General features: G+C 72.8%; 12 protein-coding genes. 9 read left to right on the top strand and 3 right to left on the bottom strand.

What is annotated here, in order from left to right; translation table 11 throughout:
• Positions 1–229: 229 nt before the first annotated feature.
• Positions 230–1,507, bottom strand: a complete 1,278-nt coding sequence (locus C1I92_RS31520) for a sensor histidine kinase (protein ID WP_111258587.1) — start codon at positions 1,505–1,507, stop codon at positions 230–232.
• Between the two features lie 131 nt (positions 1,508–1,638).
• Between C1I92_RS31520 and C1I92_RS31515 the strand changes: the two genes are divergently transcribed.
• The 5 genes from C1I92_RS31515 (at position 1,639) to C1I92_RS31495 (ending at position 6,887) form a co-directional block, all read left to right on the top strand.
• On the top strand, positions 1,639–2,538 hold the full coding sequence (locus C1I92_RS31515) for an ABC transporter ATP-binding protein (protein ID WP_111258586.1): 900 nt from the start codon (positions 1,639–1,641) through the stop codon (positions 2,536–2,538).
• Positions 2,538–3,329 (top strand): ABC transporter permease, encoded by a 792-nt coding sequence (locus tag C1I92_RS31510; RefSeq protein ID WP_111258585.1) that lies wholly within the window; start codon positions 2,538–2,540, stop codon positions 3,327–3,329. The genes C1I92_RS31515 and C1I92_RS31510 overlap by 1 nt, the downstream gene beginning before the upstream one ends.
• Positions 3,330–3,340: 11 nt before the next feature.
• Entirely contained in the window at positions 3,341–4,048 is a 708-nt protein-coding gene (locus C1I92_RS31505) for a YqeB family protein (protein WP_111258589.1), read from the top strand.
• The gene (locus tag C1I92_RS31500; RefSeq protein ID WP_111258584.1) at positions 4,045–5,373 is read left to right on the top strand and encodes a M20/M25/M40 family metallo-hydrolase; all 1,329 of its coding nucleotides are present in this window, start codon (positions 4,045–4,047) and stop codon (positions 5,371–5,373) included. Before C1I92_RS31505 ends, C1I92_RS31500 begins: the two co-directional genes overlap by 4 nt.
• 140 nt (positions 5,374–5,513) lie before the next feature.
• Positions 5,514–6,887 (top strand): LPXTG cell wall anchor domain-containing protein, encoded by a 1,374-nt coding sequence (locus C1I92_RS31495; protein WP_158564379.1) that lies wholly within the window; start codon positions 5,514–5,516, stop codon positions 6,885–6,887.
• A 40-nt stretch (positions 6,888–6,927) separates the two neighbouring features.
• Here the strand turns inward: C1I92_RS31495 and C1I92_RS31490 are convergent, their stop codons facing one another.
• The gene (locus C1I92_RS31490) at positions 6,928–7,155 is read right to left on the bottom strand and encodes a DUF5703 family protein (protein WP_111258582.1); all 228 of its coding nucleotides are present in this window, start codon (positions 7,153–7,155) and stop codon (positions 6,928–6,930) included.
• Positions 7,156–7,197: 42 nt separating this feature from the next.
• Between C1I92_RS31490 and C1I92_RS31485 the strand changes: the two genes are divergently transcribed.
• Positions 7,198–7,806: a hypothetical protein gene (locus tag C1I92_RS31485; RefSeq protein WP_146605362.1), complete on the top strand. Its 609-nt coding sequence runs from the start codon at positions 7,198–7,200 to the stop codon at positions 7,804–7,806.
• 14 nt (positions 7,807–7,820) lie between these two features.
• Here C1I92_RS31485 and C1I92_RS31480 read toward each other — a convergent pair whose 3' ends face one another.
• The gene (locus C1I92_RS31480) at positions 7,821–8,795 is read right to left on the bottom strand and encodes an aldo/keto reductase (protein WP_111258580.1); all 975 of its coding nucleotides are present in this window, start codon (positions 8,793–8,795) and stop codon (positions 7,821–7,823) included.
• A 72-nt stretch (positions 8,796–8,867) separates the two neighbouring features.
• Here C1I92_RS31480 and C1I92_RS31475 point away from each other — a divergent pair, with 72 nt between their 5' ends.
• The 3 genes from C1I92_RS31475 to C1I92_RS31465 form a co-directional block, all read left to right on the top strand.
• The gene (locus tag C1I92_RS31475; protein ID WP_111258579.1) at positions 8,868–9,917 is read left to right on the top strand and encodes an LLM class F420-dependent oxidoreductase; all 1,050 of its coding nucleotides are present in this window, start codon (positions 8,868–8,870) and stop codon (positions 9,915–9,917) included.
• Positions 9,918–9,945: 28 nt separating this feature from the next.
• Positions 9,946–10,848, top strand: a complete 903-nt coding sequence (locus tag C1I92_RS31470; protein ID WP_111258578.1) for an undecaprenyl-diphosphate phosphatase — start codon at positions 9,946–9,948, stop codon at positions 10,846–10,848.
• Positions 10,845–11,649, top strand: an 805-nt coding sequence (locus C1I92_RS31465; RefSeq protein WP_199521786.1) for an aminoglycoside phosphotransferase family protein, incomplete at its 3' end; no start/stop codon positions are given. The genes C1I92_RS31470 and C1I92_RS31465, both read left to right, overlap by 4 nt.

Here is an 11,649-nt window from a genome sequence, read left to right as displayed (position 1 = left end):
ACAACCATGGTGGTTGCCTCCTCTCACCTGATCAGTGACGGGACGGTTGGACCGGCCGGCGGACACATCTCAGTCGGGGCGACGCCACGCTCCTATCAAGTCACGCCGGCCGGTCCTTCACACCCCGGTGCCGGCAAAACGCATGAAGACCAGACCAACAGTCGGCAGCCACGCTACGAGCCAGACACCAAGGCGATCAGGATCCAACCAGCCGCGAACAGCGGCGACATCACCCTGACACTGACGGCCACGGTAGCCAGGCACGGACCCGGAAGTCGCCGTCCGGGGTGATTCCGTGCTCCAGCGAGCCGCCGGCCAGCTCCACGCGTTCGGCCAGCCCGATCAGCCCCGTGCCCGTGCCGGGGATCTCCGGCACCGGCACCGGGCCGGCCGAGCCGACCGGCATCCGGTTGCGCACCTCGACCGACAGCCCGCCGCCCGGCCCGCCCGTCAGGTTCACGATGACGCCGGTGCCGCGGGCGTGCTTGCGCACGTTCGTCAGCGCCTCCTGTACGACGCGGTAGGCGCAGCGGGCGACGACCGAGGGCGGCTCGGCGCCGTCGCCGGCCAGCTCGTCGACGACGGTGACCCTCATGCCGGCCTGCCGCGACTCGTCCACCAGCGCCGGCAGCTGCGCCAGCGTGGGCTGCGGCCGGTCCGGGTCGTCGCCGGACGACGGGGCCCTCAGCACGCCGATGATCTCGCGCAGGTCCTGCAGCGCCTGGTGCGCGCTGGCGCGGATCACGCCGGCCGCGGTCGCGACGTCCTCCCGGGGCGCGTCCGGCCGGTATTCCAGGGCCCCGGCGTGCACGCTGAGCAGTGAGATGCGGTGCGCCAGCACGTCGTGCATCTCGCGCGCGATGCGCTCGCGCTCCAGGTGCCGGGCCCGCTCCACCCGCAGCGCCGCCTCGGACTCGGCCTGGTAGGCCCGCTCGCGCAGCGACAGCACCAGCTGCCGGCGCGAGCGCACCAGCATGCCCCACAGCGTGATGACGGCGACACCGAAGATCGTGAGCAGCGCGGCCCACCGGTAGGCCAGCCCGGGATCGGGATAGATCCGGTAGAAGAGGAGGCCGGCGCAGGCGTGCACACCGGCCACGACGGCGGCGACCTGCCAGCGGCGGTGCACGGCGACGGTGAACACCAGGACGATCGCCGCGCCCGCGGCCGACGCGATCCCGATGGACACCAGGGCGATGGCGATCGCGAGCTGCACCGGCCAGCGCCGCCGCCACCACAGCGACACACAGGCCAGCAGGCCGACGCCGAGGTCGAGCAGCTGGACCAGCTCGGGCGGGTCGGTCTCCATCGCCGCGTCGAAGTTGGACAGGCCGATGAAGATCGCGATCAGGAAGCACAGCGTGTCGACGATCCAGTCGCGCACCGACCGGCGCACCCGGCCGCGCCGGGCCGCGTCCTCGGTGTCCGGCTCGACCCGCAGCATGCCCGGGAGCAGCGCGGGCAGCTCCGGGCTGCTGGCCGCCCGCCCGGGCACCTGCGTCGTCATGGGACACCACGCTACGAGCCGATCGGCGCCGACGGTAGCGACCAAGGTCGATCCGGGCCTAGACCTTGGTCGCACACCGGCAGCCTTCGGGCCGACGCGGCGGGACCGGTGGCGCGACCAGAGTGGATGCCATGATCACTGTCGAGCACCTGACGAAGCGGTACGGCGCGTTCACCGCCGTCGACGACGTGTCGTTCACGTGCGTCCCCGGCACCGTCACCGGCTTCCTCGGCCCGAACGGCGCAGGCAAGTCCACCACGATGCGGATGATCAGCGGGCTGACGCCGCCGACCTCCGGCAGCACCACCGTGAACGGCGTCGCGTTCCGCGACCTGCCCAACCCGGGCCGGCACATCGGCGTCCTGCTGGACGCGTCGGCGCAGCACTCCGGCCGCACCGGCCGCGAGATCCTGTCGCTGTCCGCGCAGCTGCTGGGCGTGGGCCGGAAGCGGGTCGACGCGATGCTGGAGCTGGTGGGCCTGGCCGGCGCGCCGGAGAAGCGCCGCGTCGGCAACTACTCCCTCGGCATGCGGCAGCGGCTCGGCCTCGCGCACGCGCTGCTCGGCGACCCGTCGGTGCTGATGCTCGACGAGCCGGCCAACGGCCTGGACCCCGAGGGCATCTTCTGGATGCGCGGCGTCCTGCGCGACTTCGCCGACCGCGGCGGCACCGTCATGCTCTCGTCGCACCTGCTGCGCGAGGTCGAGGCGGTCGCCGACCACCTCGTCGTCATCGGCAACGGCAAGATCGTCGCCGACGGCGCCAAGACCGAGCTGCTGCACGCCGGCGGCCTCTACGTCCGCGGCCTCGACGCCGCCCTGCTGGAGAAGGCGCTCACCGAGGCGGGCCTGTCCGTCCAGCCGACCCGCGACGGCGGCTTCAGCGTCGCCGCCGACGCCGAGAGCATCGGGCGCGCCGCGCTCGCCGCCGGCGTCGTCCTGCTGGAGCTGCGGCCGGCCGACTCCGGCGGCCTGGAGGAGATGTTCCTCCGCCTGACCTCCCACCCCGACGCGCAGAAGGATGCCGCCTGATGTCCGCACTCGCCACGCCCGCGGCCGGCACGCACCGGCCCACGAGGACCAGCCGTCCGTCGCTCGCCCGGCTCACCGCCGTCGAGCTGCGCAAGGCCACCGACACCCGGGCCGGCTTCTGGCTGCTCGCCGTCATCGCGCTGGTCGCGCTCGGCATGGTCCTGATCCAGATGTTCACCGGCGACGCCGCCGACCGTACGTTCTCCGACTTCCTCGTCGGCGCCCAGCTGCCGGTCGGGCTGTTGCTCCCGGTCGTCGGCATCCTCGCCGTCACCGGCGAGTGGTCGCAGCGCACCACGCTGAGCACGTTCGCGCTGGAGCCGCGGCGCGAACGGGTCGTCGCCGCGAAGCTGTCCGCGGCCGTCCTGATGGCCGTCGGCGTGGTCGTCGCCAGCCTGGCCTGGGCCGCGCTGGCCAACGTCGTCGCACCGCTGGTCACCGACGCCGACGGCAGCTGGAGCTTCGGCGCCGAGGACTTCGGCCGGGTCGTGCTGTTCCAGGTGATCGGCATGCTGGTCGGCAGCGCGTTCGGACTGGCGCTGCTGAGCACGCCGCTGGCCATCGTCCTGTATTTCGTGTTGCCCACCGCGTGGACCATCCTCGGCACTACGATCTCCGCACTGGAGACCCCGGCCGAGTGGCTGAACTATCAGGCCACGACCATGCCGCTGATCGACGACGGCGGCCTCAGCGGCACCGAGTGGGGCCAGTTGGGCACGTCGCTGGCACTGTGGCTGCTCCTGCCGCTCGCCTTCGGCCTGTGGCGGGTGCTGCGCTCGGAGATCAAGTAGGGATGCCGACGATGGACGCGAGGACGAACGGCCCGGGCGGCGAGACGGTGGTCGGCCGCCCGGCCTGGGAGGCGGTGCTGGTCTGGGCCGGGTTCCCGGTGCTGGGCGCACTGCTCGGGCTCGGGGTCGGGCCACTGGCCGACTGGGCGATCGACAGCTCCTGGGTGCCCGAGGTCGGTCCGATCCGGTTCATCTCGGAGCTGCCGCAGCCGCAGGGGACCTTCGTGACGGTCGCCGCCGGTGTGGTGCTCGGCGTGCTGGTGGCGCTGACGGCGGAGGGCGAGGTGCTCCGCGTGGCCGTCGGCCCGTCCGGCGTCACGCTCACCCGCGACGGCAAGACCCGCAGCATCGCCCGCGGCGACGTCACCACGGTGTTCGCCGACGGCAAGGAGCTGGTGCTGATCGGCCGCACCGGCGTCGAGCTGGCCCGGGAGAAGTCCGACCTGGCGACGCCGCGGCTGGCGGCCGCGTTCACGGGGCAGGGCTACCCGTGGCGCGACGGCGGCGACCCGCACCGCGACGAGTACCGCCGCTGGGTGCCGGACGAGCCGGAGCTGCCGGCCGGAGCGAACGCCGTGCTCAAGGCGCGCTCCGTCGCGCTGGAGAAGGGCGACCAGCGCGACCTGGCCGAGCTGCGTGACGAGCTGTCCAAGCTCGGGGTCGTGGTGCGTGACCAGGACAAGCGGCAGTACTGGCGGCATGCCAAGATGGGCGGATGACGCAGACCCCCGCCGCGACCCCGAGCACCGCCGACGCGGAGGTCGTCGACCTCTGCCGTGACCTGCTGCGCATCGACACGTCGAACTTCGGCGACGGCAGCGGCCCGGGCGAGCGCAAGGCGGCCGAGTACGTCGCCGAGAAGCTCGCGGAGGTGGGCCTGGAGCCCGTCGTGTTCGAGTCCGCGCCGGGCCGCACCACCGTCGTCGCCCGGGTCGAGGGCGCCGACCCGGCCCGGTCCGACGCGCTGCTCATGCACGGCCACCTCGACGTGGTCCCGGCCGACGCCGCGGACTGGACGCACGACCCGTTCTCCGGCGAGATCGCCGACGGCTGCGTGTGGGGGCGCGGCGCCGTCGACATGAAGGACATGGACGCGATGATCCTGGCGGTCGTCCGCGACCGGCTGCGCGCCGGCCGCCGTCCGGCCCGGCCGCTGATCCTCGCGTTCCTCGCCGACGAGGAGGCCGGCGGCGGGCTCGGCGCCCACTGGGCCGTCGACCACCGGCCGGAGCTGTTCGAGGGCGCGACCGAGGCGATCAGCGAGGTCGGCGGGTTCAGCCTCACCGTCGCCGAGGACAAGCGGCTCTACCTGATCGAGACGGCCGAGAAGGGCATCGACTGGATGCGGCTGACCGTCACCGGCCGCGCCGGCCACGGCTCGATGGTCAGCGCGAACAATGCCGTCACCGAGCTCGCCGAGGCCGTCGCCCGGGTCGGCCGGCACGAGTGGCCGGTCCGGCTCACGCCCACCGTCCGGTCGTTCCTGGAGGAGGTCGGGCAGGCGTTCGGCCTGGAGTTCGACCCCGACGACCCGGAGGCGCTGCTCGGCCAGCTCGGCAACCTCGGCCGGATCGTCGGCGCGACCCTGCGCAACACCACCAACCCGACCATGCTCAAGGCCGGCTACAAGCACAACGTCGTCCCCGGCCGCGCCGAGGCCTACATCGACGGCCGCTTCCTCCCCGGCCAGGAGGCCGAGTTCGCGGCGACGCTGGACGAGCTGCTCGGCCCGAACGTCCAGCGCGAGTCCCTTGTCCACGACATCGCCGTCGAGACCTCCTTCGACGGCCCCCTCGTCGACGCGATGAGCGCGGCCCTGCGGGCCGAGGACCCCGGCGCCCACCCGGTGCCCTACTGCATGTCCGGCGGCACCGACGCGAAGTCGTTCAGCCTGCTGGGGATCCGCAACTTCGGCTTCTCGCCGCTGCTGCTCCCGCCCGACCTCGACTTCGCCGGCATGTTCCACGGCGTCGACGAGCGCGTACCGGTCGACGGCCTGCGCTTCGGCGCCCGTGTCATCGACCGTTTTCTCGACCTCGCGTGACAATGAGTTACCTCTCCCTGGAATACCTGCCCGTGATGTAGTCTGCGCCGGACGTTTCTGACGCTTCGCTGCTAAGTGCACATTTCTGGGGGCACACCTTGAGGTTTCCTATGCGGACTGCTGTCCGCACACTGGCCGGCGTGGGTCTGATCGGAGCCACCGCGCTCGGTCTCGCCGCACCGGCACCTGCTGAGGAGATTCCGTACGACTTCAGCCTCAGCCTGATCGCCTTTGGCGGCAAGCCGGGCGACGCGACGGAGATCTACACCTCCATCGAGAACAAGGGGCCGCACTTCGCCGGCCGCAGCCTTGACCTCTCGGTCCCCGACGGCGTCACGATCACCGGCATGGTGGACGACGAGTTCGTCGACGGCACCGAGCGGCCGGACGAGGGCTGCGCCCTCGTCACGCCGCAGCGGGTCGAGTGCCACACGAACGCCGTGCTCGAGTACGCCAAGGGCGTCGACGCCACGTTCACAGCGGCCATCGACGACGACGTCACGGGGAATCTCAGCCCCGTGGTCCTCACCGTCACGTCGGACGACGGCGTCGAGAAGAGCACGGAGACGGAGCTTCCGGTCATGACCGGCGAGCCTGACCTCACCGCCGCGATCGGGCCCGACTTCACCGCGTCGGCGCCCCTCGGCGCGGCCTTCGACCAGACCGTCAAGGTCTACAACAACGCGTTCGTCCCCGGCTTCACGCTCGACTTCACCCCTGCACCGGGCGTGGCCGTCACGGGCGTCACCGGCCTGGACCTGGTCGACGGCACCGAGCGACCCGACGAGGGCTGTGTCATCGCGGCGACGGGGCGCCTCGAGTGCCACACCCCGTCCCCCGAGATGGGACCGTTCGAGATCACGGTCCACCAGCGGATGCCAGAGCACGCGGAGCAGTCGTGGCTCGGTGACGCCTCCGTGCACGTGGTGGGTGACCGGGGCGGCCAGGCGTCGGACGCGGCGGCGGTGTACGTCGCCTTCGATCGACGCGCGATGGAGGTCACCGCGACGCCGTCGGTGACGGGCGCGGCCGGAGAGATCGTCGAGATCGTCCTGACGGCCCGTAACGATGGCATCTTCGGGCCGAAGGGCCGGATCGCGGCGTTGACGGTCCCCGCGGGCGCGACGATCGCCAGTGTGGAGGGTCTGGAGATCCTCGACGAGATGACCTGGGTGGACGACGGCTGTGTGCTGTGGACGCCGCAACAGGTGGAGTGCATCCGCGGGGCTGCGCTGGCACCCGGCGATACCGAGGAGTGGACCTTCCGGGTCCAGCTCGACACCGACGCGCCGGCCGGTGAACTGGGCGTCGCGGCTCTGACGTACAACGCCTGGGGCGAGGACTTCGAGGCGGAGACCGTCGTGACGGTGACGGGCGGCTCGGGCGACGAGACCGGTGGCGACGGCGAGGAACTGCCGAACACCGGGACGGACAGCACGACCGTCGCCGTGGCGGCGTTCGGCCTGCTGCTGGCCGGCGCTGCCGCGATGGCGCTGCGGGCACGTCGCTCCTGAGCGAGCAGCACACACGCGCGACGCTCTGGCCTGGGAAGGGTCAGAGCGTCGCGCGCACCCGCATGATCTTGCGACGCAGGACGATGTGGCGGGTGCCGTCGGGGTGGAGGCGCAACCGAGCGAGTTCCCAGTGGCCGTGTTCCGCCTGCTCGGTGAGCAGCCGGCGGGCCGCATTCCGCGACGTGGTGCGGGGGAGGGAGATGTGCCGGAACTCGTACTCGGTGGCCGGGACTCGGGAATTGAGGCTTCTCGCCACCGACCATTCCATTTACGTATCTTGCCACGCCCGGACCGGGTACGGTCGTCGACTGTGACCATGCCGCCGCACGACGCCGAGCGCCTGCAGGCCGCGCTCGACGACCTCACCGATGCACTGGAAGCCCACCTCAACGCCTGCCTGGCCCGCACCGGCGAGTCCGACCCGGTGGTCCAGGCGGCGTACAACAAGCTGCGGATCGCCGCCGACCGCTACGACGACCTCCTCTATGACGTGACCGAGGAGGTCACCCCGTGGGAGTTCCCGGAGGAGCCGCCCAGCATCGAGTACCAGGATCTCGAGGCCGAGCCCGGCGTGGTCGGCTTGCTCGTGCGCCGTGACTACGAGATCGACGACAACGACCGGCTGATCGTCGCCGGCCGGGAGGCGTACGGCGAGCTGTACCCGCAGGACCCGCGCGAGTCCGCCGTCGCCGACGTGTCGCACCCGGGGCGGGCGCTCTACCAGATGCTGCACGCCTACGGCGTCGACGGCCTGGACGAGCGGGCCGAGGAGGCCGGGCTGCTGCCGCGCGGCGGGACGGTGTGGGTGCAGGCGCTCGGCGAGGCCGAGGAGCAGACCCTCACCACCGACCCGTTCGGCGTCGCCGACGAGGACCTGCTCGTGTACCGCGTCGACGAGATCATCCACACCGACGACTGACGCGGGCGCGGCGGTCAGGTCTCCGGGTAGCCCAGGTCCAGCGCCGAGACCTCGTCCAGGGCCGCCCGGATCTCCTCCGGCAGGGAGAGGTCGTCGGACCCCAGGACGTCGCGCAGCTGTCCGGCGGTCCGGGCGCCGACGATCGCCGCGGTGACGCCGGGCCGGTCCCGGACCCACGTCAGCGCGACCTCCAGCGGCAGCGCGTCCAGCCCGTCGGCGGCGGTGCAGACGGCGTCGACGATCTTCGCCGAGCGGGCGTCGAGGTACTTGTCCACGAACGGCGCGAAGTGCGTCGTCGCGGCGCGCGAGTCGGCCGGGGTGCCGCTGCGGTACTTGCCGGTCAGCACGCCCCGCCCGAGCGGCGACCACGCGAGCACGCCGAGCCCGAACCGCGTCGCCGCCGGCAGCGCCTCCCGCTCGACCCCGCGCTCCAGCAGCGAGTACTCGACCTGCGTCGACACCAGCGGCGCCTGCGGACCGGCGACGGCGCGCTGGTGAACGGCGGCCGCGGCGGTCTGCCAGCCGGCGTAGTTGGAGATGCCGGCATAGCGGGCCCGGCCGGACGTGACCGCGTGCTCCAGCGCGCCCAGCGTCTCCTCCAGCGGCGTGCCGTCGCTCCACGCCGACACCTGCCAGAGGTCGACGTAGTCGAGGTCGAGGCGGTCGAGGGAATCGTCGAGCTGGTCCAGCAGCGCCTTGCGGGACACGTCGGCGCGCCCGCGACCCGCGGCCGGGCCGGGTGAGCCGGCCTTCGTCGCGATCACCAGGTTCTCCCGCGCCACTGCGCTGTCCAGCAGCGCGCCGATCAGCCGCTCGCTCTCGCCGCCGCCGTACGCCGCCGCGGTGTCGACCAGCGTGCCGCCGACGTCGGCGAACGCCTTGAGCTGCTCACGCGCGTCGTGCTGGTCGGTGTCGCGTCCCCACGTCAAGGTGCCGAGCCCCAGTCGCGAGACGGACAGCCCGCTTCCCCCGAGTCGTCGCTGTTCCACGCGGTGAGGCTACCGGGTGGCGCGTTTCCCCGCCGGGTAGAGTCGCCCGGAGTGTCTTGCGGGAGGTGACGGATGCGGCTCGGGCTGAACCTCGGCTACTGGGGTGGCGGCGACAACGACGTGAACCTGGCGCTGGCCCGGGCGGCCGACGAGCTCGGGTACGCGGTGGTCTGGGCGGCCGAGGCGTACGGGTCCGACGCGCCGACGGTGCTCGCCTGGGTGGCCGCGCAGACCTCACGCGTCGACGTCGGCAGCGCGGTCATGCAGATACCGGCCCGCACCCCGGCCACGACGGCGATGACGGCGGCGACGCTGGACAGCCTGTCCGGCGGCCGGTTCCGGCTCGGCCTCGGCGTCTCCGGCCCGCAGGTCTCCGAGGGCTGGCACGGCGTCCGCTTCGACCACCCGCTGGCCCGCACCCGCGAGTACGTCGACGTCGTCCGGCTGGCGCTGTCACGACAGCGGCTGGCCTACGACGGCGAGCACTGGCAGCTGCCGCTCCCGGACGGCCCCGGCAAGGCGCTGCAGCTGACCGTCCACCCCGTCCGGCCGACGATCCCGGTGTACCTCGCCTCGATCGGGCCGCGGAACCTGGAGCTGACCGGCGAGATCGCCGACGGCTGGCTGGGCGTCTTCTACGCGCCCGAGCACGCCGCCGAGTCGCTGGACCTGATCCGGGCCGGCCGCGAGAAGGCCGGCGCGACGATGGACGGCTTCGACGTCGTGCCGACCGTCCCGGTCGCCGTCGGCGACGACCTGGAGGCGTGCGCCGCGCCGATCCGGGCCTACTCGGCGCTGTACCTCGGCGGCATGGGCAGCCGGCAGCAGAACTTCTACAACGCGCTCGCCGTCCGGATGGGCTTCGGCGACGCCGCGCGCACCGTCCAGGACCTGTTCCTGGACCGCAAGCACCGCGAGGCCGCGGCCGCCGTCCCGCTGGACTTCGTCGACCGGACGGCGCTGATCGGCCCGCCGGAGCGGATCCGCGAGCGGCTGCACGCCTACGCGGAGTCCGGCGTGACGACGCTGGCGGTCGCGGTGCACGCCGGGCCGCTGGAGGAGCGCGTCGCCGCGCTGCGCACCGTCGCCGAGGCGCTGGACGCCGCCGGACTGGCATCCTGACCGGGTCGTAGGGGAGTCGACGCATCACATGGAGTGGTTCCACGCCGTCGTGCTGGGGGTGCTGCAGGGACTGACCGAGTTCCTGCCCATCTCGTCCAGCGCCCACCTGCGCATCTACCCGGAGCTGTTCGGCTGGGAGGACCCGGGCGCGGCGTTCACCGCCGTCACCCAGATCGGCACCGAGTCCGCCGTCATCCTCTACTTCGCCCGCGACATCGGCCGCATCATCAGTGCCTGGTTCCGTTCGCTGGGGCGTCGAAACCCGTCGCGTGGCCGGCGGCGGCGCGAGACCTTCGATCCGCAGGACGCCCGGCCATGGTCGCTTGCCTGGTTCCGTCGGAGTCAGTACGACCAGCAGGACGCGCGGATGGGCTGGTTCGTGATCATCGGGACGCTGCCGATCGCCGCGCTCGGCTACGTGCTGAAGGACGTCATCGAGGACGACTTCCGCTCGCTCTGGATCATCGCGACGACGCTGGTCGTGCTGGGCATCATCCTCGGCATCGCCGACCGCGTCGGCCGCAAGGAGCGCACGGCCGCCGACCTCACCTACAAGGACGCCGTCCTCATCGGGTGCGCGCAGGCGCTGGCGCTGATCCCGGGCGTGTCCCGGTCCGGCGCGTCGATCAGCATGGGACTGTTCCTCGGCCTGGACCGCAAGGCCGCCGCCCGGTTCGCGTTCCTGCTCGCCATCCCGGCGGTGCTCGGCTCGGGCATCTTCGAGTGGCCGAGCGCGATGGAGGAGGGCTCGGTCTACGGCGCCGGCCCGACCATCCTCGCGACGATCATCGCGTTCTTCGTCGGCTTCGGCGTCATCGCCTGGCTGATGCAGTGGCTGGAGAAGCGGTCGTTCGCGCCGTTCATCGTCTACCGCGTCGCGCTCGGGCTGTTCACGTTCGCGATGCTGGCGACCGGGACGTGGAGCGCGTGACGGACGAGCAGTTGGTGCGGACGCTGCTGCGCGAGCAGCACCCCGACCTGGCCGGCCTGCCGATCCGGTTCGCGGCGAAGGGCTGGGACAACGAGCTGTGGCGGCTGGGCGACGCGCTGGCCGTGCGGATCCCGTGCACCGAGCGCGGTCCCGAGCTGCTGCGCAAGGAGCACCGGTGGGTGCCGTCGCTCGCGGAGGTGCTCCCGCTCCCGGTTCCGACGCCGCTGCGGCTGGGCGAGCCGTCCGAGCGCTTCGGTCAGCCGTGGACCGTCACGACCTGGGTCGACGGCGAGCCGGCCGACCGCGTCCCGGTCACGCGCGGTGACGACTCCGCCGACGTGCTGGCGGGCTTCCTGCGCGCGCTGCACCAGCTCGCTCCGGCGGACGCGCCGGACAGCTCGGACCGCGGCGTCGCGCTCGAGCGGCTCGCCGACGCGACGGACGAGGGTATCGGCACGCTCGTCCCGCCGGCACTGGTGCCGGCCGCCCGCGCCGTCTGGGCCGACGGGGTGGCGGCGCCGCCCTGGACCGGCCCGCCGACCTGGCTGCACGGCGACCTGCACCCGGCGAACGTCACCGTCGCCGACGGGACGCTGGCCGGGGTGCTCGACTTCGGCGAGCTCTGCGCCGGGGACCCCGCGACGGATCTGGCGGCGGCCTGGACGCTGCTTCCGGCCGGCGCGGCGGCGCGGTTCTTCCGGGCGTACGGAGAGGTGGACGACGCCACGGTGCGGCGGGCGCGCGGCTGGACCGTGCGCACGTCGCTCGGCCTGATCATCGTCGGGCGGTCGAGGGCGGCGA

The organism is Jiangella anatolica (genome assembly GCF_003236295.1).
In the GTDB taxonomy this organism is placed as follows: domain Bacteria; phylum Actinomycetota; class Actinomycetes; order Jiangellales; family Jiangellaceae; genus Jiangella; species Jiangella anatolica.
This window is presented reverse-complemented; position numbering and strand designations above follow the sequence as displayed.